This window comes from Ruegeria sp. AD11(2025), from assembly GCF_056542405.1.
The window spans coordinates 16,811-39,338 of record NZ_JBQFZU010000022.1 but is presented as its reverse complement, the minus strand read 5'-3'; the positions used below and the strand labels follow the sequence as shown (position 1 = coordinate 39,338).

General features: G+C 58.0%; 17 protein-coding genes, 1 tRNA gene and 1 pseudogene. 11 read left to right on the top strand and 8 right to left on the bottom strand.

Translation table 11 applies throughout. The features are described from left to right. Window positions 1–107: 107 nt before the first annotated feature. The 3 genes from ACR1XY_RS18125 to ACR1XY_RS18115 are packed head-to-tail and all read left to right on the top strand — an operon-like array spanning window position 108 to window position 4,651. Window positions 108–2,300, top strand: a complete 2,193-nt coding sequence (locus ACR1XY_RS18125; RefSeq protein WP_480595323.1) for a dehydrogenase E1 component subunit alpha/beta — start codon at window positions 108–110, stop codon at window positions 2,298–2,300. Beyond that, complete coding sequence (locus ACR1XY_RS18120; protein ID WP_480595322.1) at window positions 2,297–3,331, top strand: ACP S-malonyltransferase; 1,035 nt, start codon at window positions 2,297–2,299, stop codon at window positions 3,329–3,331. The genes ACR1XY_RS18125 and ACR1XY_RS18120 overlap by 4 nt, the downstream gene beginning before the upstream one ends. A gap of 39 nt (window positions 3,332–3,370) precedes the next feature. Next, window positions 3,371–4,651, top strand: a complete 1,281-nt coding sequence (locus ACR1XY_RS18115; RefSeq protein ID WP_480595321.1) for an NAD(P)/FAD-dependent oxidoreductase — start codon at window positions 3,371–3,373, stop codon at window positions 4,649–4,651. 1 nt (window position 4,652) lies between these two features. On the opposite strand, the gene ACR1XY_RS18110 is transcribed toward ACR1XY_RS18115, so the two are convergent. Beyond that, window positions 4,653–5,555 (bottom strand): LysR family transcriptional regulator, encoded by a 903-nt coding sequence (locus tag ACR1XY_RS18110; RefSeq protein WP_480595320.1) that lies wholly within the window; start codon window positions 5,553–5,555, stop codon window positions 4,653–4,655. A 75-nt stretch (window positions 5,556–5,630) separates the two neighbouring features. Here ACR1XY_RS18110 and ACR1XY_RS18105 point away from each other — a divergent pair, with 75 nt between their 5' ends. The 5 genes from ACR1XY_RS18105 to ACR1XY_RS18085 all read left to right on the top strand — a co-directional run bounded on the left by ACR1XY_RS18105 (window position 5,631) and on the right by ACR1XY_RS18085 (window position 12,807). Then, window positions 5,631–8,843, top strand: coding sequence for a reductive dehalogenase (locus ACR1XY_RS18105; RefSeq protein ID WP_480595319.1), 3,213 nt, complete (start codon window positions 5,631–5,633; stop codon window positions 8,841–8,843). Between the two features lie 128 nt (window positions 8,844–8,971). Continuing rightward, entirely contained in the window at window positions 8,972–9,838 is an 867-nt protein-coding gene (locus ACR1XY_RS18100) for an FAD binding domain-containing protein (RefSeq protein ID WP_480595318.1), read from the top strand. After that, window positions 9,835–10,314, top strand: coding sequence for a (2Fe-2S)-binding protein (locus ACR1XY_RS18095; RefSeq protein ID WP_480595317.1), 480 nt, complete (start codon window positions 9,835–9,837; stop codon window positions 10,312–10,314). Before ACR1XY_RS18100 ends, ACR1XY_RS18095 begins: the two co-directional genes overlap by 4 nt. Continuing rightward, on the top strand, window positions 10,314–12,569 hold the full coding sequence (locus tag ACR1XY_RS18090) for a xanthine dehydrogenase family protein molybdopterin-binding subunit (RefSeq protein ID WP_480595316.1): 2,256 nt from the start codon (window positions 10,314–10,316) through the stop codon (window positions 12,567–12,569). The genes ACR1XY_RS18095 and ACR1XY_RS18090 overlap by 1 nt, the downstream gene beginning before the upstream one ends. Then, window positions 12,562–12,807, top strand: a complete 246-nt coding sequence (locus ACR1XY_RS18085) for a MoaD/ThiS family protein (RefSeq protein WP_480595315.1) — start codon at window positions 12,562–12,564, stop codon at window positions 12,805–12,807. The genes ACR1XY_RS18090 and ACR1XY_RS18085 overlap by 8 nt, the downstream gene beginning before the upstream one ends. Here the strand turns inward: ACR1XY_RS18085 and ACR1XY_RS18080 are convergent. Next, a complete protein-coding gene (locus tag ACR1XY_RS18080) occupies window positions 12,804–13,511 on the bottom strand; it encodes a lysophospholipid acyltransferase family protein (protein WP_480595314.1) in 708 nt (235 codons plus the stop codon). The two genes, ACR1XY_RS18085 and ACR1XY_RS18080, sit on opposite strands and share 4 nt — an antisense overlap. A gap of 143 nt (window positions 13,512–13,654) precedes the next feature. Between ACR1XY_RS18080 and ACR1XY_RS18075 the strand changes: the two genes are divergently transcribed. Continuing rightward, a tRNA-Trp gene (locus ACR1XY_RS18075) sits at window positions 13,655–13,730 on the top strand. Window positions 13,731–14,412: 682 nt separating this feature from the next. Here the strand turns inward: ACR1XY_RS18075 and ACR1XY_RS18070 are convergent. The 3 genes from ACR1XY_RS18070 to ACR1XY_RS18060 form a co-directional block, all read right to left on the bottom strand. After that, window positions 14,413–14,934: a GNAT family N-acetyltransferase gene (locus ACR1XY_RS18070; RefSeq protein ID WP_480595313.1), complete on the bottom strand. Its 522-nt coding sequence runs from the start codon at window positions 14,932–14,934 to the stop codon at window positions 14,413–14,415. Window positions 14,935–15,050: 116 nt separating this feature from the next. Further along, window positions 15,051–15,431, bottom strand: coding sequence for a GNAT family N-acetyltransferase (locus tag ACR1XY_RS18065; protein WP_480595312.1), 381 nt, complete (start codon window positions 15,429–15,431; stop codon window positions 15,051–15,053). Window positions 15,432–15,581: 150 nt separating this feature from the next. Continuing rightward, a complete protein-coding gene (locus tag ACR1XY_RS18060; RefSeq protein WP_480595311.1) occupies window positions 15,582–15,839 on the bottom strand; it encodes a YjhX family toxin in 258 nt (85 codons plus the stop codon). A gap of 1,247 nt (window positions 15,840–17,086) precedes the next feature. Between ACR1XY_RS18060 and ACR1XY_RS18055 the strand changes: the two are divergent. Further along, window positions 17,087–17,506, top strand: a pseudogene (locus ACR1XY_RS18055) (transposase). Window positions 17,507–19,030: 1,524 nt separating this feature from the next. Here the strand turns inward: ACR1XY_RS18055 and ACR1XY_RS18050 are convergent. Together ACR1XY_RS18050 and ACR1XY_RS18045 are read right to left on the bottom strand one after the other, a co-directional pair. Further along, on the bottom strand, window positions 19,031–19,315 hold the full coding sequence (locus ACR1XY_RS18050) for a hypothetical protein (protein ID WP_480595310.1): 285 nt from the start codon (window positions 19,313–19,315) through the stop codon (window positions 19,031–19,033). 466 nt (window positions 19,316–19,781) lie between these two features. Continuing rightward, window positions 19,782–20,090 carry an alpha/beta hydrolase gene (locus ACR1XY_RS18045; protein WP_480595355.1) on the bottom strand — a complete coding sequence of 103 codons (309 nt, stop codon included), beginning with the start codon at window positions 20,088–20,090 and terminating at the stop codon, window positions 19,782–19,784. Window positions 20,091–20,503: 413 nt separating this feature from the next. On the opposite strand from ACR1XY_RS18045, the gene lptF reads away from it, so the two are divergent. Further along, window positions 20,504–21,643 carry an LPS export ABC transporter permease LptF gene (gene lptF / locus ACR1XY_RS18040; RefSeq protein ID WP_480595309.1) on the top strand — a complete coding sequence of 380 codons (1,140 nt, stop codon included), beginning with the start codon at window positions 20,504–20,506 and terminating at the stop codon, window positions 21,641–21,643. On the opposite strand, the gene ACR1XY_RS18035 is transcribed toward lptF, so the two are convergent. After that, window positions 21,640–22,467 carry a LysR family transcriptional regulator gene (locus ACR1XY_RS18035; protein ID WP_480595308.1) on the bottom strand — a complete coding sequence of 276 codons (828 nt, stop codon included), beginning with the start codon at window positions 22,465–22,467 and terminating at the stop codon, window positions 21,640–21,642. The two genes, lptF and ACR1XY_RS18035, sit on opposite strands and share 4 nt — an antisense overlap. Window positions 22,468–22,528: the final 61 nt, after the last annotated feature.

Below are 22,528 nucleotides of genomic sequence, written 5' to 3'. Positions count from 1 at the left end.
AGCCCGATACACATACAGGCTTTTCTTTTGGGTGACCGGTTAAGAACCCGCGTGCTATCCAAGATGAAACCGCCCACCTGAAGAATTCGAAGACCGGGGAACAGGCCATGGATCGCGCTCAGATCGTTCACGAAAACTTCCTGACCCGGGTCACGAAACGTGACTATCCCAAGGGTGCGCCGCCTCGTCCTGGCCTTAGAAACACTGACGCGGTATCGCTGTTTCGCTCTCAGGTTCTCAGCCGGGCGCTGGATCGCACCAGCCGAGCAATGCAGAAGGCGGGGCAGGGGTTCTATACAATCGGCTCATCCGGTCATGAGGGGATGGCGGCTGTGGCCCATGCCCTGCGCCCGACCGATATTGCGTTTTTGCACTATCGTGATGCGGCGTTTCAAATCGCCCGGGCCGAGCAAGTGCCGGGTCAGCAGATCGCCTGGGACATGCTGCTGAGTTTTGCGTGCTCGAAAGAGGACCCGACCTCGGGCGGGCGGCACAAGGTTCTTGGCTCCAAGGCGCTGATGATCCCGCCGCAGACCTCGACCATTGCCAGCCATCTGCCCAAGGCCGTTGGCGCGGCCTATAGTCTGGGCGCCGCTCGACGGCATGATCCTGAGCATCGGGAGTTGCCCGAGGATGGAATTGCAATGTGTTCCTTTGGAGATGCTTCTGCCAACCATTCGACGGCGCAGGGGGCAATCAATACCGCTGGGTGGACCAGCGTGCAATCCACGCCGCTTCCTCTGCTGTTTGTGTGCGAGGACAACGGGATCGGGATCTCAGTCAAAACGCCCAAGGGCTGGATACAGGCGTCGATGGAGCATCGCCCGGGTATCAGGTATTTTCAGGCCAACGGGTTGGACATCTATGAGACTTACGCCGTGGCGCAAGAGGCCGCCGACTATGTGCGTACCCGCCGTAAACCTGCTTTCCTGCACCTGAAAACCGTGCGGCTTTATGGCCATGCGGGGGCGGATGTGCCGACCACCTACCTGTCGAAGTCCGAGGTTGAGGCGGACGAGGCTAACGACCCCTTGCTGCACTCTGTACGTTTACTCGACCAGGCTGGTGCACTGTCCCCGGCCGACGCGCTGAAAATCTATGAAGACACTTGCGCCCGCACGGACCGGGTCGCGGCCGAGGCAGCAACGCGTCCGCATTTGGCCAATGTAACCGAGGTGCTGGCCAGCCTGATCCCGCCGAAGCGTCCCTGCAAGCGCACCAATGGCCCCAGCGCCGAGGCCCGAGCCAAGGCCTTTGGCGGAGATATGCGCGCGATGGAAGACCCTCAACCCATGAGTCGCCTGATCAACTGGGCGCTGACCGATCTGATGCTGGAACATTGTGAGATCGTCTGTATGGGTGAAGACGTTGGCCGCAAGGGAGGCGTCTACGGCGTGACCCAGAAATTGCAGCAAAGGTTTGGACCGGACCGGGTGATCGACACGCTGCTGGACGAACAGTCCATTCTGGGGCTTGCCATCGGCATGGGGCACAACGGATTCATTCCGATCCCCGAGATTCAATTCCTCGCATATCTCCACAATGCCGAGGATCAGATCCGGGGCGAGGCTGCGACCCTGTCGTTTTTCTCGAACGGTCAGTTCACCAACCCTATGGTGCTGCGGATTGCCGGGCTGGGCTATCAAAAAGGGTTTGGCGGGCATTTCCACAACGACAACTCTCTGGCCGTGCTACGGGATATTCCGGGTGTTATCATTGCCTGCCCCTCTACCGGTGCGGACGCGGCGCAGATGCTGCGTGAATGCGTGCGGTTGGCGCGGGAAGAGCAGCGGGTGGTGGTGTTTCTGGAACCGATTGCGCTCTATCCGATGCGAGATCTGCATGAGGCGCAGGATGGCGGGTGGATGACCACCTATCCCTCACCCGATCAACACATTGCGCTGGGTGAGGTGGGTGTGCACGGGGATGGTGCCGATCTGGGCATCGTGACCTACGGCAATGGGCATTATTTGTCGAAACAGGCCTTGCCTGAACTGGAGGCCGCTGGCGTGAAGACCCGGATCATTGACATGCGCTGGCTCGCGCCTCTGCCGGTTGAGGCCCTGCGCGAGGCCACCAAACCCTGCGCGCATGTTCTGGTCGTTGATGAATGCCGCCGCACCGGTAGCCAATCTGAGGCGCTGATGACGTTCTTTACCGAGGAAAGCCCCGATACGCCAACCGCCCGCGTTGTGGCAGAGGATTGCTTTATTGCCACTGGCCCGGCCTATGCCGCTCCGTTGCCGTCGAAAAACGGCATTGTTGCCGCCGCGTTGGCACTGACCGGAGGCCGCGCATGACCCGCACCGCTGTCGTTATCTGCCCCGGGCGGGGGACATACAACAAACCCGAACTGGGTTATCTGCACCGTCATCACAGGCAGCGGATGGGTCTGTTTCAGAGCTTCGATACCATCCGCGCCGAAGCGGGGCAGGAGGCCGTGACCGCGCTGGATGGCGCCAGTCGTTACACTGTCAGCAAGTATTCCCGCGGAGATGTGGCCTCGCCCCTGATCTATGCAGCATCGCTAGCCGATGCACAGGCTGTAGCCGAAGACATCGAAGTGGTCGCGGTCACAGGCAATTCGATGGGTTGGTACATCGCCTTGGCCGCAGGTGGTGCCCTGTCACCGCAGGACGGGTTCCGCGTGGTTAACACGATGGGCACGCTGATGCAGGACCAGCTGATCGGTGGGCAGCTGGTTTTTCCGTTCGTGGGTGAAAACTGGGAAGACGATGCCACCCGTAAAGCTGAATTGCTGGCCGACGTGGCGCGGATCAACGCGTCCGATGGGTGCGATTTGGCGCTGTCCATTGATCTGGGCGGGATGCTGGTTCTGGCGGGGAATGAGGCAGGGCTCAAGGCATTTGAGGCTGCGCAGCCAATGATACAGGACCGTTTCCCGATGCGGCTTCCCAATCACGCGGCCTTTCACACTGCATTGCAGGCTCCGGTTGCGGCCGAAGGGAAAGCCCGGTTGGGCGCTGAGATGTTTGGCCAGCCAGAACGTCCTCTGATCGACGGGCGCGGAAAAATCTGGTGGCCGGGTGCCACGGACACGCATGCACTTTGGGATTATACGCTGGGCCATCAGGTGACCGAGACCTATGACTTTACTCGCGCGATCCAGACCGCCGCGCGCGAGTTCGCACCTGACCTATTCATTGTGACAGGCCCCGGTGCGACTCTGGGTGGGGCCGTGGCGCAATCGCTGGTTCTGGCCGACTGGCGCAGTATGTCCGACAAGGCTCCATTCCAGAAACAACAGGACGCGCAGCCTTTCTTGATTGCGATGGGCCGCGACGATCAGAGAACGCTTGCAACCGGCTGATCCAGCCCTGATGATCCGCGCGCATTCAAGGAGCCCCGCGTGAGCGACCACAACCAGCCCCTCTGGCTGAACACCTGTATGGAGCAGTTCGATAGCCTTCCCCTGACCGACGACCTGACCGTTGATCTGGCGGTGATTGGAGGTGGCTATACAGGTTGTTCCGCAGCGCTGACGGCCGCTCAGGCCGGGGCATCAGTGTGCCTGCTGGAGGCGGAGGAGATCGGTCATGGCGGCTCGGGCCGCAACGTTGGGCTTGTGAACGCGGGGTTGTGGCTGCCGCCCGACGACATTCGTCAGCATCTTGGGGACGAAGCGGGGGGAAAACTGATTGAACTTCTGGCCGCCGCGCCCGGTGAAGTGTTTGATCTGATCGAAAGGCACGACATCAACTGCGGACCGGTGCGGAATGGCACCCTGCATTGTGCGCATTCCGCCAAAGGGCAGCGTGACCTGAAGACCCGGCACGCGCAGCTGTCCGCTGCGGGTGCGCCGGTTGAATTACTGTCTGCAGACCAGACGGAACAACGCACCGGCAGTACGGCGTTCCATGGTGCCCTGTTCGATCCCCGCGCGGGGACGATCCAGCCGCTAAGCTACGTCCGGGGCCTTGCCCGCGCCGCTGCCGAGGCCGGGACGCAGATCGCGACCCAAAGCCCGGTGCAGTCCATGCAGTACAGCGATTGCGTTTGGACGCTGAAAACCCCTAAGGCCACCGTACGTGCGAAATCGGTGATCCAGGCCACCAACGCCTATCATCAGGGGCTGCAGGCATCGGCACCGGAATATGTGCCGGTTTATTACTTCCAGTTCTCGACCGCGCCACTGTCGGACAATCTGCGCGCCAGTATTCTGCCGGGCGGAGAGGGGTGTTGGGATACCGGCCTGATCATGACCTCGTTCCGGATGGACGCCGCGGGCCGCTTGATCATCGGCGCGATGGGCGATCTGGGTCAGGCGGGCCGCGCTGCCCATACCGCCTGGATCAGACGCAAACTGTCCGAGCTTTTCCCGCAACTGGCCGGCCAGCCGCTGATCGAGGGGTGGCACGGGCGGATTGCCATGACCTCGGACCATATTCCCAAGATCACGCAGATCGGCCCCAACGCCCTGTCGGTTCATGGGTATTCCGGGCGTGGGATTGGGCCGGGCACCGTGTTTGGCCGTCTTATGGCAAAAAGTCTTCTGCAGGATGATCTGTCGCTGCTGCCTGTTCCTGCGGTCGCGGAATACCACGAAAGCTGGACAGGCCTGCGCCGTACCTATTTCGAAACCGGAGCGGCACTGACCCATTTCGTCAAGGCGCGGTTCTGGTCACGGTGACTCAGCCCTGCAATTTCGCGGCAACTGCCTCGATCCGGTCCCGCAACCAGCGATGGGCCGGATCGTTGGTCGAGCGCTGATGCCAGACCATGTAGATCGAGACCGGGTCGCAATCGAACGGCAAGGGCGCGCAATCCAGCGCCGCCAACGGCCCATGTTTCATCAGCAATGTGTCGGTCGAGATCAGATCGCTGCCCTTCACGAAGGAAGGTATTGCGTTGAAATGCGGCAAGGTAACGGTGGGTGGTCGGATCTGGCTCTGGTCCACGCCGCGCATCACTGCGCGGGAACTGCGCCCGTCGGCAAAGCGCACTTCGACATGTTCGGTTTCGCAATAGCTGTGCCAACTGTCCGGAGTATTGCGCCGCGCTGCGTCGTAGAAGATCATCAACGGGCTGATCAGCACGCGTTTTTGGAAAATGTCCGGCCCATCGGGGGGCAGGGGGGTCAGCATCAACTGGCACCGGTCACTGCGCAGCAAGTCCGGGTCAGGGACGCCTGAGGGGATGAATCCCAGCCTCAGCCTGACGCCTTCAGCCCTAAGCGCGTGTAGCAGTGGTGGAAAGATCAACTCTCGCGGCATGTCGTTGGTGGCAATCTGGATACTGATCTCTTCGGCCAGAGGGTCAAACGGGCGGTCATCGGTCAGTGCGCGCATACCGTCCAGCACTTGTTGAACGGGCTCTTTCAAGGACAGGGCGCGTTCAGTTGGCGTCAGCCCCTGACCCGAGCGCACGAACAGCGGATCACCCAGCACCTGTCGCAGCTTGGCCAGCGTATGGCTGATCGCAGACTGCGTCACGCCCAGACGGTCAGCGGCCTTCGAGACCGAGCTTTCCTCGAGGATGGTCAGAAAAGTCCGCAGGACCTTGCCGTCCAGATCGGTAAAATCAGTTTTTCTCATATCATCTATGACTAGTCATGAATGGATTTGCAGTCCAGCGCGCATTAGGTGACAGTCATCATCAGGAGGCACGCGATGGGAATCCGCTTTTTCTCGGACAAGAACCGGCCGGTCCATATGGGCCCTTATCCGCTTGAGCGGTTGGCGCGGCAGGCGCTTCTGCCTGATTTTTCTGCGGTGAAGCCGATGCAGACGATCGGCTTTCATCGTGCGGATCACCCCGAAAGCATTGTTAACGCGATGGGTGAATTCCAGGCGATGATGGACACGATCCGCGACGGGTTTGTGAACCCGGTGGTCTCAGTAATCCCCGACGATCCGTCACAGCGTGCCAATCACCTCAAGGCGTTCGGCTATTTCAATGATGCGTCCATGATGGGTTGTGGTCCCCTGTCGCCCGAAGCGATGCTGCCCGAACCCCGCCGTAATCCCGATATCGACCGTCTGGCCCATGCCTTGAAAACGCGGCAGACCAAGACGCTGGCCTCGGGGATCGACCTGATCATGGCCGATCTGAAAGACAGCATGGAGGCCGCCCCCAAGTCGATGAACACGCATCGCCACGCCATCGTCTTCCTATATGAACACAACCGCGACCCTGATCCGAATGAGCCCGGCGCGGAGTGGATCATCGACGCGCAGGATCATCGCGCCTGTCTGCTCGCGACCGAGAACGCGGTAGTCATCGCCAACTATATCCGTCTGCTGGGCTTTGACGCGCGGGCGCATACGGTAATGTCATCCGACGTTGATCTGGGCAAGCTGGCGGTGGCGGCGGGTTTGGCCTCGGTCGAGGATGGAGACATCGTGGCCCCGTGGTTGGGCAGGCGGTTCGGTCTGGCCGCCGTGACCACCGAGATGGAGATCGCCCATGACCAGCCCCTGCAGCCGATGGCGCAGCAACCGTGGTTCCGGACAGAAGGACCCGCCTGGTGGCTGGGCGCTGGGTTTGCCAAGAATGCGCTGAACCGTGACCCCTATGCCAAACGGCGTTACGAAGACGGGGCGCATCCGTTCGAGAACCTCAAGCGGGTTGATGCGCCGACCACCTATATCGACGAGGAAAACGTGGCCCGTGTGCCCAAACGCGCCGACATGTTTGCGCGGGCGCAGTTTGGCGATATGGGCAAGCCCCTGCAGGATGCGGCGAAGGGTGGATATTACGTGCGCAAGTCCGCCCCAAGTTGCGCGCAGCGCCGGGCGCTGGGCGCGTTTGTATTGCTGCAGGACGGTGAGAGCGCAGAGGCCGCGCCCCCCACCAATGCCGCGCGCAATACCGCTAATATCAAGGCAACGACCTATTTCCTTGGTGTTGATGCGGTTGGCCTCAGCCGGTGTCCGGACTGGGCATGGTATTCCCATGACGCAACGGGCGAGGAGATTACCCCTCCTCACGATCAGGTCATCAGCATGATCATTGATCAGGGCTATGAAACGATGGAAGGCGCCAGCGGTGACGACTGGATCAGCGTCGCCCAGTCGATGCGCGCCTATCTGCGGTTCTCGCTATTGGGTGGCGTGATCGCGCAGCAGATCCGCAACCTCGGCTACAAGGCCAAGGCGCATACTGTAATGGATGGCGAAGTACTGCAGCCTCCGCTGTTGCTGTTGTCCGGGTTGGGCGAAGTCAGCCGGATTGGAGAGGTGATCCTGAACCCTTATCTCGGTCCGCGCCTGAAATCTGGTGCAGTGACGACGGATATGCCGATGGTGCACGACAAGCCGATCGATTTCGGGCTGCAAACGTTCTGTGAAAGCTGCAACAAATGCGCGCGCGAATGTCCTTCGGGGGCGATCACCGCCGGGCCTAAACTGATGTTCAACGGCTATGAAATCTGGAAGTCCGACAGCCAGAAATGCGCCACCTACCGGGTGACCACTCTGGGTGGAGCAATGTGCGGGCGGTGCATGAAGACCTGCCCGTGGAACCTTGAAGGCATCTTTAAGGAACGCCCGTTCCGCTGGGCTGCGATGAACATCCCTCAGGCCGCGTCTGCGTTGGCGAAACTGGATGATGCGGTTGGCAATGGTGACTTGAACGACATCAAGAAATGGTGGTGGGATATCGAATTGCAGTCAGATGGCGCTTATCGCCCCACCGAACACCCGCTGAACCGGCGCGGTCTGCAAACCGATCTGGACCTGAAATACCAAGATCAGACACTGGCCGTCTACCCCGCTTATCTGGCGCCACACCCTTGGCCCTATCCGTTTGCCATGGACCGCGAGGCTGGGATCGCCGCCTATCAGGCAATGGTCACGGCCGAAGAATACAAGACCCGAAAGGCTGCAGGCGATATGTCAGTCATCCACCGCTATACCATCGCCGGGGATGCGCCCGTCATGCGGGTTGAGCTGACCAAGGTCGACAAGATGACGGCGGATGTGACCAAGTACGAATTCTCGGCGCTTAACGGAGCGCCGCTTCCGGAATGGACCGCGGGTGCGCATCTGGACGTGCTGGTCGCGCCGGAATTCCTGCGGCAGTATTCCATGTCGGGCGATCCGTCTGACCGGACGACCTATCAAATCGGTGTGCTGCGTGAGGATGAAGGGCGCGGCGGCTCAGCGCTGTTGCATCGTATCTTCAACGAGGGTCGCAAGGTCTTCGTCTCGAAACCGATAAACCATTTCGAACTGGATGAAACGGCGACCAAGACATTCCTGATGGGCGGTGGCATTGGCATCACCCCCATGATCGCCTTTGCCCACCGCCTTCACGCGCTGGGCAAGCCATTCGCATTGCACTATTCCGCCAGTACCCGCGACGCGGCGGGGTATCTTGACGATCTGGCTGCAATGCCTTGGGCGGAACACGTGCATTACCATTTCTCGGACGAAGGCACGCGCGCTGATCTCGACTTGATCCTGTCCGGTTATGAGGACGGCTGGCATGTCTATACCTGTGGCCCGGACCGCTATATGGACGGCGTCATGCAGGCGGCGGAACGGCAGGGTTTCCCCGAGGATGCGCGGCATCTAGAGTATTTCTCGGTTCCCGAACAGCCGGATTATGAAAACCACCCGTTCACCCTGAAGCTGGCGCAGTCGGGGCGTGAGCTGACGGTGCCAGCCGAAAAAGATGCCGCACAGGTGTTGAACGAGGCCGGAATTCACGTGGACGTCAAATGCTCGGACGGCATTTGCGGGGTCTGCAAATGTGGTGTGGTATCCGGCGAAATCGAACATCGCGATTTCGTTCTGTCAAAAAAACAACGCGAGAGCGCTATCATCCTGTGCCAAAGCCGGGCTGCGCAACCCGATGGCATGATCGAACTCGACCTCTGACATGAGGTCAGGAAACGACATCCGATAACAGAAAAATTGGTCGCTCCTGCCATGGACGCCGAGGGGTTGCTGCACTAACGTCCCCTGCGAACCCCAGTGAACCCTGATCAACAGGTACGAGGTATTTCATGGATTATCACAGCCCCGCCAGCTTTGCCGAGGCGTCGGCTCTGGCTGCAAATGCGACGGGCATTACACGGTTTCTGGCAGGCGGCACCGATGTTCTGGTGCAGTTGCGCTCGGAGTTGGTGACGCCCGATACGCTGATCGACATCAAGAAAATTGACGGGGTGCGCGACATCACCCGCAACGCCGACGCCAGCTGGTCGCTGGGCGTCGCCGCAACGGGGGCCGAAATGAGCGAGCATCCCGATCTGGGTCGCGACTGGCCCGGCGTGGTCGAGGCGATGGACCTGATCGGCTCGACGCAGGTGCAGGGACGCGCGACGTTGACGGGCAACCTGTGCAATGGCTCTCCGGCCGCGGATTCAGTGCCAGCGATGGTGGCGGCGGGCGTGACTGTCACCGTGACCGGCCCCGAAGGAACCCGCGAGGTTGCCGTAGAAGACATTCCAACCGGCCCCGGCAAGACCTCGTTGGCGAAGGGAGAGGTGATCTCAGCCGTCAACATCCCCGCACGGGGGGAGAATGGCGGCGACGCTTATCTGCGGTTCATACCGCGCACTGAAATGGACATTGCCGTGGTCGGTGTGGGGGTTAACCTGCGTTTGGACGGCGATATCATTACCGAAGCGCGCGTCTCGCTGGGGGCCGTTGCCCCAACCGTTTTGCTTGCTGACGGCTGCGCCAAGGCCATCATCGGCAGCACGCTGGACGATATCGCACTGGACGCCCTGGCCGCTGCAGCGGCCGCCGCCTGCAACCCGATCGACGACAAGCGCGGCACCATCGCATTCCGCACCGAGGTCGCTGGCGTTCTGGCCAAGCGCGCCGCGAAAATCGCCTATGCCCGGGCCAAGGGAGAGCAAGCATGAGCAAGTTCCACGTATCCACCACCGTGAACGGGGACGCGGTCGAATACCTGTGTGACCCGCGAGAGACCCTGCTGGATTGCCTGCGCGACAAGCTGAACCTGACCGGCTCGAAAGAGGGCTGCGGCACCGGCGATTGCGGCGCGTGTTCGGTCACAGTCGATGGCCGTCTGGTCTGTTCCTGCCTAATGTTGGGTGTTGAGGCCGATGGCAAAACCATCGAAACTGTTGAAGGTATTGCGGATGGGGACGTTCTGCACCCGCTGCAGAAAAAGTTCATCGAACATGCTGCCCTTCAATGCGGTATCTGCACGCCGGGGATTCTGATTGCGGCCAAGTCGCTTCTGGAGAAGAACCCAAACCCGACCGAAGAGGAAACCCGGTACTGGCTGGCAGGAAATCTCTGCCGCTGCACCGGTTACGACAAGATCATTCGCGCTGTGATGGAAACGGCCGAAGAAATGCAGGAGGCTTCGTAATGGCTTTGGATGATCGTAAGTCTGAATTCACTTTCGTTGGCACCCGTCCGGACCGCCCGGATGGGCTGGATAAGGTAACAGGTCGTGCCAAGTTCGGGGCCGACGCCTATGCGCCTGGCATGCTGCACGGTGCCATCCTGCGGTCTCCACACGCCCATGCGCGGATCGTAAAGATCGACGCGTCCAAAGCAGAGGCGCATAAGGACGTCAAAGCTGTCGTGACACGCGCGGACTTCGCCGAAGTGCCGTTCAAGCCCGGTCTGGAAGGCGAGTTCTGGAACGTGCTGGAAAACGTCATGGCGGGCGAAAAGGCGCTGTATGACGGGCACGCGGTGGCAGCCGTTGCGGCAACGTCGGCTCTGGCCGCGCGCGATGCGCTGAAGCTGATCGAGGTCGAATACGAGGTCCTGCCCCATGTTACTGATGTAGACAAGGCAATGGCTCCGGATGCGCCTGTCATCCGCGAAGGTGCGGCGGACTATTCCGTGCCCGAAGGGATGCACCCGAACGTGGTCCGATATCATGAAAGCGGCCATGGCGACGTCGAGGCCGGTTTTGCCGAGGCTGATCTGGTGATGGAAGACAGCTTTGTGACCGAGGCGACCCATCAGGGTTACATCGAACCGCACGCCTGTCTGGGGATGCTGGGCAATGACGGCAAGGGTGAGCTGTGGTGCACCACCCAAGGCCATTGGATCGCGCAGAAAACCTGTGCGGCCTTGTTGGGCATCGAGACCTCGCAACTGCGCGTCACTGCATCGGAGATTGGCGGCGGCTTCGGCGGCAAGACAACCGTTTTCATCGAACCCGTCGCGCTGGCGCTGAGCCGCAAGGCCAACCGCCCCGTGAAGCTGGTCATGACGCGTTCCGAGGTGTTCCGGGCGACCGGCCCTACCGCCTCGGCCTCGATGGACATCAAGATCGGCATGAAGAAGGACGGCACGATCACCGCGGCGCGTGGCGAATTCCGGCTGCAAGGCGGTGCGTTTCCGGGGGCTCCGGGCGATATGACCGCCATGTGCGCTTTCGCAGCCTACAACCTGACCAATGTCAAGCAGATCGGCTATGACGTCATGGCCAACCGCCCCAAGCAAGCCGCCTATCGGGCACCCGGTGCGCCGATGGGGGCCTTTGCCGTTGAGTCGGTCATCGATGAGATGTGTAAAAAGTTGGGCCTGGATCCCATCGACGTCCGCCTGAAAAATGCGGCGCACGAAGGCACCAAAGCCAGCTACGGCCCGCGGTACGAGCGTATCGGCCTGGTCGAAACGCTTGAAGCCGCCAAGGCGCATCCGCATTACACGGCCCCGTTGAAACCGGGGCAGGGGCGCGGGATCTCCTGCGGGTTCTGGTTCAACCACGGCGGCGAGACCTCGGTGTCGCTGGCCCTGTCCGAGGACGGTTCGGCCCAGCTGATGGTTGGTACGCCGGATATCGGTGGTTCCCGCGCGTCGATGGCGCTGATGGCAGCCGAAGTTCTGGGTATTCCCTACGAGAATATCCGCGTCACCATCGCCGACACCGCAACGCTGGGCTACAATGACGTCAGCCACGGCTCTCGCGTGACCTACGCGTCGGGTCTGGCGACAATCAAGGCGGCTAAACACGCGGTTGAGAAACTGTGTGAACGCGCCGCGGCCAAGTGGGGTATCCCGGTGGATGCAGTGAAATGGGAATATGGCTGCGCGGTGCCTTCGGGGCCCAATGCGGGCGATTTCGACCCGATGCCGCTGGCCGATATCACCGCCGATATGGGCGCAACCGGAGGTCCGATCTCGGGGCATTTCGAGGCCACCCCCGAGGGTGCGGGCGTGTCTTTCGGTACCCATATCGTAGATGCAGAGGTTGACCCGGAAACCGGCAAGACATCAATCACCCGCTACACGGTCATTCAGGATGCGGGCAAGGCGATCCACCCGACATATGTGGAAGGCCAATACCAGGGTGGCGCCGCGCAGGGTATCGGCTGGGCGCTAAACGAGGAATACATCTATGGCGAAGACGGTCGCCTGCAGAACTCGATCTTCCTCGACTATCGCATCCCAGTTGCCAGCGACCTGCCGATGATCGACACGGTGATCGTCGAAGTGCCGAACCCCGGCCACCCGTTCGGTGTGCGCGGCGTGGGCGAAACCGGCATCGTGCCGCCTCTGGCGGCCATCGCCAACGCGGTGTCTCACGCAGCGGGCGTTCGCATGAAGCAGCTGCCGATGTCGCCACCGCGCATTCTGGCGGCGCTCAAGGACAATGGTTGAGGTCCACCTCTGGTCCGGCCTTCGGTCCTTGACCGGGGGCCAGCAGGTGGTGGAGGTCGAGGCCAAAACCACCGGCGAACTTTTGCGGGCACTGGTAAGGCTGCACCCGCAGCTTCAGGGGCCAGTAGATGCGGGGGTGTCCATCGCCATTGACGGGCGCGTCATTGCCAGCGGATTGACCGAACCGATCCCCGAAGGCAGCGAGGTTTACCTTATGCAGCGTCTGAGGGGCGGTTAAGCCTCGGGCGACCACGGTTCGCGCCCGACCATGCGGTCGGCCTCGGCGGTAATGTCGTTCATATGCTGCTCAAGGCTTTGACGCAGCTCTTCGATTTGCTCTTCGGATGCTTTGCGCGGCACGGTTTCGGTCCACTCGCGGCATAGAAATACGCCCTTGTTCCGCCAGGGACGGGGCATCAATAGGCGATCCCATGTACCCGCTTCGCCGCCGTATTGCGCGGAAAAGGTGATGCCGAAAACCCGTTTGCCCGAGGTGCGTGCCCATACCAGCGGTACCGTGGAAAGCACACGCTCCGGGCCACGTGGCCCGTCGGCGGCGATGCCGATGGAAATCCCTTGTTTCATCTTGCCGAGCACTTCTCGCGACACGGCAACGTTGCTCTTGTGTTTGCTGGCCATGGCGATCGTGTCCATGCCGAACAGTTTCTGCACCCGGCCTACCATGCTGCCTGCTCGAGCAGACGAAGTGATTGAGCAGATGCGCCCTTTGTCCAGCGGGAAGAAATACGGCGACTGCGCCAACCGTTGATGCCACAGAACCACGATGATCGGCTCACCCTCTTCGGCCAGTTGATCCAGTTCCTCGTACCCGATGCGCTGCCACGTAGTGTTGCGGTTGACCATTCGGATATAGCTCGCAATCCGTCGAGCAGCCCAGTTCAGGACGGCTTCGCTGTCGGCGATCTTTTTGCGAATGCTCACGGTTGGGGTCCTTTGTGCTGACCAAACCGTGTCTTATAGAACTCAACGCCGCACGCAACTTGTTTGTCGGATGCATTAGTGGCGCGGAATCTGAAAAAGCCTCTTGAGTCCGCCGCGCGGCTGGCATATCTGAGGCGCACCTTAGGGGTATAGCTCAGTTGGTAGAGCGACGGTCTCCAAAACCGTAGGTCGCGGGTTCGAACCCTGCTGCCCCTGCCATTAAAATCAATCACTTACATGAGTATCGGTTTTCAAGCGCCAAGAAAATTGTGCGTTCTTCTGAAAAATGCGTGAATCGGGCAGTTGCTCTGGGCTGAGCAACTCGTTTTGCTGGACGCTAGAATCCTGACCATAACGGAGCGAATGCCAGGTTTTTCATGTCGGTCCTCAAATGCAGGATGAACCCCAACCCTCACCGACAAGCGGCAAATGAACCCTGGTTCTTTCCATGGTACTGGAAAGCAAGTGCATTCCTGGCTCTGAACATAAACTGCCTGACAGTTGGGTTTTCACTCGCTTTTTCCCGTTGGAAAATGACGCATTGCCCATTTTTTTGGTAGATGCTGGCCAAAGGCAAAATCCGCTCTGCTGCCAAACTCGAACGATGCTCTGAACCCTAGAATCCCATCAGTAGCTGCCGCGATAGCAAAAAAGCCAGATCCACTGTAGGGCGCATAGGTTACCGTGACCGGTTAATGAAACAACTGCCCGACAAAGTACTGAACCGGTAATAGGTTCCTAGTGTGAACTGCTGGCTCTTCGCGGGCAATGCGATCCTGTGGAATGCGACCTTGCGCCAGAATCATTCCCCTGCATCATCAGCAAAGCCCGATGTCCACAATGCGCAACGAACCAAACATTCGACCGACAACGCCGATTGTCTGGTTCAGGGTAGCTGGCGTCACTCGCGTCCGGAAGTATCCCACCAATGCGGTTGCATGAACTGTGGGATCGCCTTTGTTTTGCCGTTCAGGCTGTTGAGCGTGCCAGCTGTAAGCTCAAGAGACATCCATGCTTCATGCGCCGTCAACAGGTTCGGGTACGGCGTCTGTTTGTCGGTCGGGGCAAAACCATACCGAGGGTAGAAGGTCGGGACGCCCAGAACGAATACAGCGTCTGTTCCAATGGACTTAAGGTGTTCGATGCTGGTTTCTATCAGTTCCTTGCCGACGCCTTGACCCTGATACTCCGGCGATACGCCACAAGGGGCGAGCAGGTAGCATTTTTTGTCTGGGTGGTCCTCAAAGACAAACGGGGTGAATAGCACATTAGCTACAACCTGCCCTTCTCGTCTGACACTGATCGAAATCGTGTCTGGGTGGTCAAGGAAGTCTCTGGCAAGTTGGGCAGTTTCTTTGCCTTCTGCTTCACCAAAAGCCTGTCTGTGGACTTCCGAGATTGCGTCATTCTCTGTTCGGTTCATAGTACATTTCTTTTTTGTTTCATTTGTCGGCGCACCAGAACGCCACCCCAGGTCGGAGGCTCGTTTTGCGGCGCGTTAAGCAAAGTTTCGTCGCCTGGGTTTTTGAGAGCTCGGCCCTATACTTGCTCGCTTGGATGCCTCCGCATGAGCGGCACAGAATATGGGCCGGTCACGCTGGATGTGCTTTCTCCGATGCCATCCAAAGCGCCCGGAGTCAGCTCGCGCGCAAACCAACACTCAAGCGGGGCCTGCGTTCTTACAGGCGGCAGGACTTTGTGGGGGGTGTTGTGTCGGTCCCCATAGTGGAAAGGTTCACCCATCACAAAGATAACACCAGCATCAAGTTGCCGTTCCGCCTCTTCCATCAGGCGCGTGGCATAGCCGTTTCTTTGATATTCGGGCAGCACAGCCAACGGAGCGAGAACAAAGCACTTCAAGTGTGGTGCCTTGTCGATTCTGAGCGGGGTATAGCAGGCATGTGCAACCCCCTCATACACGATGGAAAAGCTGCCATCTTAGATCAGGTCATCCGCAAAGTCGGCATACAGTTTGGCATGACGTTCATCGTACAGGCCTCCGGCAGCAGCGAATGCCTCGTATTGGATTTGATGGGGCGTTTTCATAGAAAACCCTCCTTCTTGATTGGATTATCGTTGGTTCATTTGCGCGCGAACGGACTGGTTCCCTAAATGGGTGATCCGATAGGGGCGGCCATTTTTCGATTTGATGAAGCGCTTGTCTTTTAGGCGTTTGAATACGTCCATCGTGCAGGCAGGGAAGACAAAGCCGTCACGAGTGTAACATTCGACGGACTGCACCTTACCATTGTCGGCGCGCGCGTATTTTATCTCACCACCTAAGGCGAGTTCGTGCAAAACACGTTGCTCGTGCTTTGAGATGTTCATTGGGATGTCTCGATATTACGAAAGTACAGAAACAGGACACTCAGCGTCGCGCGTAAGTGTGCCTATCAATGTTGGTGTTCCTGAATTTGCTTCGCCAGGAACGGGCGTTAGGCCCGGGTCTCTTTCATAAAATCTCCATTGCGAGAGGCGACAAACCTCAAGCGTGCGGCTTAGGTAGTCTTCGATTTTTGAAACGTCAACCGGCATAGGGCAACGTAGCGATGCCGTGCGAGTAAATCTCGTCAGTGAAAGCGGGAGAAATAGCTGCGGTGCGGGATTGCGTGGGTTCGAGGGCCCGTAGATTCTCGAAGAGCATCCCCATTATGTACGTTTCGCATCTCATTGTTGATGCTGTTTATCCGAACTAGTCACCACCAGCCGATTGAGGCTGCTCGCATCTCTCCGAAATTCACCGCGTTTTGTTTGAGGTTGATATAGTGACTGTGCCGACGGAAAGCCGCGCCCTTTTCACAATTGTCTAGGTCGCTGAGAACCAACCGAACCTCGACTGATTGATTAACGCAGAAACTTTCTCAAGCCTCGAGTTCTCATATGATTTCTCAAGTGCCTCGGCATTCAAACGAGGGACGTTTCTTGCCAAAAGCGCCAGTGGTGCTATTGCCAGGTCGGTTTGAGGAATTCAGTTGAAAGTCTTTTTCAAAATTTTGTCTCCGCTTGTGTGACGCGCATCACTGACGGCCCCGCCAGATCAGCCAATACTGGCTACAGTTAATGAGTTGGCGTTCATGGTATTATTAGAGCGCAGTATTTTTCATTATCCTCCCTGCGGACTGGGCGCGCTGAAATCATGCGCGCCCCCTTTTTTAGTGATCGATCCACCAAGCGGGCAACACGCCCGACGATACAATGCGGCAACACGTCAAGCATCAGACGCCGAAACAAACACCGCACGCAGCTCCCGCTTTCATGGCATGGGCAAATATGTGCCGCCAGCGTAGCAAGTTTTCGCTACGTAAGCATGCAGCGACTATGCAAAGCGCGAAGTTTGACGTACTCCGAGGAAACCATTTTGATGGGGCTCAAAATGAAACTCAACGCACTTGAAGTTTGTTGCATCTTACTGGCCAGCGCAGTGGCCGTGGCCGGGTTTGTCGAAGCGGCAAACGCTGTGATTTCTGCCATCTGAACTTCTCAAACCCTAAGACCCCTGATGGCATCCCTAGGGCTAGGACACGCTTATTTATGTCTGGTGGTGTGATTCACCGTTCAAAAAACGAGCGGTGAAAATGTCTGATCCTTTCCGGCTGACAGATGTGCGGATAGCACGTCGTGAGCCCTGTTTTCCGCAGTCCCGCGGCAGACTTCGCGTAGATGGTCGGCGTGTAGTGAACGGAATTATCCTTATTAACCGTGGTGGTTTACGCTAGCGAGATGCACCCAAGGAGTACGGACCGCTCGGGGATAGAGGCTGCGATGCCAATTGCCTCAGAGAAGCCCTGAATTGGGACACGCGCATGTGCCCCTGGCCGGAAGCAACGCAAGGCCACCGACAAATATGACGAACACTCTACAAGCGGCATAACCGGATAGAGATCATGTTCGGCAGGCTCAAGGGCCGGAGGCGTGTCGCAACCAGACAAGATAGGTGCCCAAAGGTAATCCTTTCCGCCATCTCTTTCACCGCAACTGCCATGTTCTGGCTATGAAACAAGAATGAGTCCGAACCTTAGCCGCTAATTCACCTGTTGGCGAATACGTTAACTGCAGCCTACTGCGAGAAGGCTAACTTTGCTGGAATCAATATGGCTTGGGAAAGGACAGCTTTTCCGTTCGAAGTAAGACGTTGGATGGTGGCGGGTCCATGGAAACTTCATGCCGCGCGAAGTGGCAATAGGTAACGCTTACCGCTTCCCTGTATCCGCCTCATATCGGATCTATGGCCAAATGACTCAATCGATTCCCCCGTGACTTCCACAAGGAACTAGAAACCCGCCCAGTCGACGATTGGTAGGCGGCGTTGCACGTCTGGGCAAAGCATCACGGGTTCGGGTTGAAGCTGCAATGGTGGTGACCGTTACCGGGCGTAACCGGCGACTTGAATTTGAGACGGTACAACGCGCGAACCTAAGATCATTGGGCGGCGACTTAAGATTGGATAATGCGCAATACTGTCCTTAGCCGGAAAATTGTAGGGATGGTCTCAGAAAAAAAAGGGGCTGGACGAGGGGGCAAAGCCAGCCCCTATCTTTTTCTCAAGGGGGTGTGTGGTATTTATGATTCTAAAATACCCAGTTTACGCAAAGCCCGATATTGGGGGTTTCCCGTAGGGACTTGGATTCTAGCGAATCGAGCTGTTTCCGGGATGCGAACGGTGAGTTTCACAATGAACCGTGGACACAATTTAGACACAATGCGATCTTGGCAACGTGGGCGGCATGTCTTTATTTTAGAACGTTCTGGTTTTTCAAACTGGATTAGAGGGGGTTAGTTAGTTCGGCATGTCGCCCCACGAACGCTGTAGTTCTCTGAAAATTGATCGAATTGCGGGTTTTGAATGCTGGTGCAACGCTGCATTTTTAATCTAAGCGTCGCAATTGGAACAAGTAGCTCTGGCATCAGTTTCGAGCGGCGCGCCTTATAGGGGTTTGCGATTTCAACGAGGGGGTATGAGTTCGGCGCGTCGCACCCCAAACACGCGCAGTCAAACTCACTTGGCACCCCGGAACAGGGTCACACTCGCCCCAATTCTCTTTCCTACTTGCGCGCCCGTTCGATCAAAACGGCGCATGAATTCAACGCCGGTCTCACCTTCAGTTCGAACCAAGGTGACAGTTTACTTGAAACCTGATTACGCACCAGTTTATAGGACCGGGGGGGCCACTGAGTTCTACTTGGCGACACCAAGCAAATCTGCTGAGCGCAGTGTTTTGTCGGCGGCTCCAAATCGGAGGAGGCTCAAGCTGGTGCGCCAATAGTTGGCTATTGCGGCATGGCCGAGGGGGAATGTCCGGCTGCGAATGTGCCCGTGAATGGACAGACGGACTACCAATAGACTGATGGCGTCTTACGCGTTGCAACAAATGGACAGCCAAGGGCATTCGCAATCGGTCGCGTAAATCTCAGCCCCTTCATCGGCGGATGGAACCCGGTCTCGATTCCTCGCTTCTGCACCAACCTTGAGCCTTTCCCAATGATTGCTTTTCAGCACACCACGCCCAGAATGGGCGCAGCTAACTGACCACAGCACCGACCCCGGATCGGCGACGACTTTTTGCTGACGTGAGACTGGAAGTCCTGACCGTGATGGAAAGAAAGCTCGGTCGCCCGAAGGCGCCAATGCGGTACTTTGCCCAAACATCCCAAACAGATTGTATGTCATGCCAATCCCGCAACTCGTCCTCTCGCGCTGAATTATAGGCGCCGAACGATTCTGAAATGGTTTTGGTGCTGTTGTCGGAGCGCACGGTACGAGTTTGTGCTTTGCCTTCCTCAGCCGCCTTGCGGGCTTCCTTCACGCTGATATCCGGGAACGTGCCAAGGTTTTAACGATGGCGGCGCTGACCGCGCGGAATAGCTACTTCTCAGAAATATTTGCTGCGCTTGCCAATTCTCAGGACCAGCCCGCGTACAACTTTGTCGCGGACTTCGTAACCCTTATCCTCGGACTTCAGGACCTCTGGTTTGCTTTCGCTCAGACAGAATTTGATCTTTTTTGTGCGTTGGACAGGTATGCCCTCGACTAGTCACAGAAAGCTAAATCCCGCAATTTCATACTGTTAGGTGCGGGCAGATATCCAGCGGTAGATAATTCCCGCAAACTCCAAAACCGTAGATCGCGGGTTCGAACTCTGCCACCCCTGCCATTCCACCAGTCCCATGGAAATAGCATTGCCTGCAGGGGCAGGGGGCATTGCGTAGTGCGTCTGGAATCTGTGTTAATCAGTACCGCCCTGGTAATGAAAAACTTAAACTCAGAAATTTTCACCACAAAGAGGCTGGCCACCTTGTTCCTCGGGCCGGCAATGCCAGATCCCCGACGCTTGTGTCATGCCGTGAGGGCATTGTATTCGCGTCCTGACCATCGATTGTCAGAGAGAGGTCCTTAAAATGGGGTTCGACTGTTTTGGCGTCGTCCCGATCCCGGTCATAGGTGTGAAGTGATCCATCGCTGGGCCAGTCAAACGCAATGACCGCGCCATAGTAGGCATTGGGCCTGACGCCGGATTCTGTTTTCTCCAAACGATCCAGCATGTCCTTCTGGCTGGTGTTGAAGCCGTAAACATAGATCAGGCCCGCCTTGTCTCTGCCTTGTTAAACCACAAGGCCTAGCCATTTCGCCTTTTGACAATGCTGCCCTTGCGAATGCTGCCATCCGCGTTCTTTTTCGCAATGTTGACGTATCTCGTTTTTACCGCTGGTTTGAGAGTGATTTTTTTCTTCTCGGAATTGTAAGTGCGGTGGGAAAAAGCAGTGCCATATAAAAACTCCATTCTGCGTAATCCCCAAATTCTGACACGAAAGGACGTTTCCGCAAAATCCCAGGCGTTGAGCGCACCAGTAGAGAAAACTGCCCGGTTCCGTGCAACGGGCTGCGGAAACGCTTAAGGGGTAATATCGGTTGGCGCGATCCGGCCAATCCCGGTTTCCTCTGCCACCGGAATGGCATAAGGTCCTGCCCATTACGAACACGCGGATGAGGATACATGTCGCGCTTTGATGGATACTTCCTGCGGCAATTGCTGATTCTGTTCGGCTTTTTCACCCTGGTTCTGGTCGGTGTATTTTGGATCACCCGATCCGTCAGCCTGTTTGATCGCGTGATCAGCGGCGGGCAATCGGCCATGGTTTTTTTGGAATTTACCGCCTTGACCTTGCCGACGCTGATCCGGACGGTGATGCCAATGGCAGTGTTCGCCGCCGCTGTCTATGCCACCAACCGTCTCAGCCGCGAAAGCGAGATGACGGTGATGTTGGCCACCGGCTCAAGCCCTTGGCGTCTGGCGCGGGCTGTCTTTCTGTTTGGTCTGGTGGCCGGGTTGATGATGGCCGTCATCAGCGTTTTTCTACGCCCGGCCTCGGTCGAGCAGCTTGAACAGCGTCAGGCCGAGGTTGCCGGCGACGTCACGGCGCAGTTGCTGAACGAGGGCGAATTTCTGCACCCCGCCTACGGTGTCACGGTCTATATCGGCAAGATCGATCTGGACGGCACCTTGTCCGAAGTGTTTGTCTCGGACCGGCGTGATCCGCTGAACCCGGTCAGCTACTCATCAAAGACGGCGTATCTGGTCAACAACGATACCGGCATTCACCTTGTGATGCTGGACGGGATTGCACTGCGTCTGGATCAGCAGGGGCTGACCTTGTCCTCGACCCTGTTTGAAGACGCCTCGTACGATATTTCCCAGCTGACCAATTCCACCAATATGGCCAAGCGCAGCCTTGAAGCCATTCCAACGATCGAGCTTTTACAGGACCGAGATACCATTAGCGCGGCAGAAGAGTTCACCAAAGGTGAGCTAATCGACGAATTGCACCAGCGGTTTTCCTGGATTGCCATCTGTATTGCAGTTGCGCTGGCCGGGTACGCAACGCTGATGCTGGGCAGTTTTTCACGTTTTGGACTGTGGCCACAGATTTTGGGCGCTTTTACCATTCTGGTCCTGCTTGAAGGCGTGCGTGGCTTTGTTTCGCCCGTTGTGATTGACGATCCGAACCTGTGGGGCTTGCTGTATTTGCCGGCGGTCATTGGTATAGCTATCTCGAGCCTGTTCCTGCTGATCGCGGGGCGACCTTTGATGCGCAGACGTTACAAGGATGCGCCGGGCGTGCTGTCCCGGGGTTAGTTCGTAGCGCGTAGATCGGTTAGACAGTTCAGGATGTCCTCGCAAGTGGCGCTGTCGTGGCGGGTCACTAGGTACAGCGGCAGCATCAGGTCGATGGCTCCGGTTACCGGGATCAACTCACCTGCCGACAGGTGATCCCTTATGACATATTCCGGGAAATAACCGGTCCCGCCCCGCCGCAGGACATAGCGCAAGGCCATCAGGCAATTGCCCAGAAACACGGTTTGCCCCGCCGCTTGACGAGCTGCTGCGCGTACGTGATCCTGATACACCTCGCCCAGTTCTAGATTGATAAAGACCGGATCGCCCGTGGCCGGGGTTTCAACCAGCATCAGATGTTCGGGGTTCAACTCGTGCGCCTGAATTCGCGGGTCAGTGGGCTGTTCGTGGGTCAGCGCTGCGTCCAGAACCTGGGTGGCGACCGCGTCTATCATATTCAGGTCGTGATCATAGTTCAGCGTCAGCAACAGATGCCCAACGCGCTTTTCGAACCGCACGGCCAAATCAACCAGTAACGGGTCCCAGATGCTCAGCTGCGCTCCAAGGCGCAGAGCCACCCGGTTCTGCGTTTGCGCGGGCAGGTCATTAGAGGCAAAGGACCACAGCGACAGCATCTGTTCCGCATAGGGCCGGAACTGTCGCCCGAAATCGGTCAGACTAGTGCCACCGGCGCCGCGCGTGAAAAGCGGCTTGCCGGTTTCCTCTTCGATAAGCCGAATGCGGGCGCTGACGGCCGTCTGGGTTACGTTCAGCTTGCGGGCCGCGGCGTGAAATCCACCGGTCTCGGCCACGCATAGAAAGGTCTCGATCGCCTTGAGTTGCATATCGAAAGTATTTTTTCATCGGTCTGATAAAATCAATTTATTTTTTTGAGTATCAGATACG

Coding starts and splice junctions, on each gene's coding strand:
- ACR1XY_RS18125 (WP_480595323.1), top strand. CDS start 108: ATGGATCGCGCTCAGATCGTTCACGAAAACTTCCTGACCCGGGTCACG.
- ACR1XY_RS18120 (WP_480595322.1), top strand. CDS start 2,297: ATGACCCGCACCGCTGTCGTTATCTGCCCCGGGCGGGGGACATACAAC.
- ACR1XY_RS18110 (WP_480595320.1), bottom strand. CDS start 5,555: ATGAGAAAAACTGATTTTACCGATCTGGACGGCAAGGTCCTGCGGACT.
- ACR1XY_RS18105 (WP_480595319.1), top strand. CDS start 5,631: ATGGGAATCCGCTTTTTCTCGGACAAGAACCGGCCGGTCCATATGGGC.
- ACR1XY_RS18100 (WP_480595318.1), top strand. CDS start 8,972: ATGGATTATCACAGCCCCGCCAGCTTTGCCGAGGCGTCGGCTCTGGCT.
- ACR1XY_RS18095 (WP_480595317.1), top strand. CDS start 9,835: ATGAGCAAGTTCCACGTATCCACCACCGTGAACGGGGACGCGGTCGAA.
- ACR1XY_RS18090 (WP_480595316.1), top strand. CDS start 10,314: ATGGCTTTGGATGATCGTAAGTCTGAATTCACTTTCGTTGGCACCCGT.
- ACR1XY_RS18085 (WP_480595315.1), top strand. CDS start 12,562: ATGGTTGAGGTCCACCTCTGGTCCGGCCTTCGGTCCTTGACCGGGGGC.
- ACR1XY_RS18070 (WP_480595313.1), bottom strand. CDS start 14,934: ATGAACCGAACAGAGAATGACGCAATCTCGGAAGTCCACAGACAGGCT.
- ACR1XY_RS18060 (WP_480595311.1), bottom strand. CDS start 15,839: ATGAACATCTCAAAGCACGAGCAACGTGTTTTGCACGAACTCGCCTTA.
- lptF (WP_480595309.1), top strand. CDS start 20,504: ATGTCGCGCTTTGATGGATACTTCCTGCGGCAATTGCTGATTCTGTTC.
- ACR1XY_RS18035 (WP_480595308.1), bottom strand. CDS start 22,467: ATGCAACTCAAGGCGATCGAGACCTTTCTATGCGTGGCCGAGACCGGT.